The following is a 336-nucleotide window of genomic DNA, read 5'->3' as shown; positions in this document are numbered from 1 at the left end:
GGGCGGTCAGGCCGTTCGAGGCACCGTCCTGGTTCACCGCCGAACCCCGCACCACCGCCCCCACCCGATGCCCGTTGCGCACCGCGTCCGACAACCGCTCCACCACCAGCACACCCGCACCCTCGGCCGGACCGAACCCGTCCGCGCCGGCCCCGAACGCCTTGCACCGCCCGTCCGGAGCCAGGCCCCGCTGACGGGCGAACTCCACGAACGTCGACGGCGTCGCCATCACCGTCACCCCACCCGCCAACGCCAGCGAACACTCACCGCCGCGCAACGCCCGCACCGCCAGATGCAACGCCACCAACGACGACGAACACGCCGTGTCCACCGACA

The 336-nt window shown here is 72.9% G+C and carries 1 protein-coding gene; it reads right to left on the bottom strand.

Going from position 1 to position 336, the window contains the following annotated elements:
* Positions 1-336: beta-ketoacyl synthase N-terminal-like domain-containing protein (locus HTV45_RS33565; protein WP_215209651.1), on the bottom strand; the 336-nt coding region annotated here is incomplete at both ends.

The sequence above is a fragment of the Streptomyces sp. CHD11 genome (assembly GCF_018638295.1).
In the GTDB taxonomy this organism is placed as follows: Bacteria; Actinomycetota; Actinomycetes; order Streptomycetales; family Streptomycetaceae; genus Streptomyces.
The sequence above is the reverse complement of the archived record's forward strand: the minus strand, read 5'-3'. Positions and strand labels throughout refer to the sequence as shown.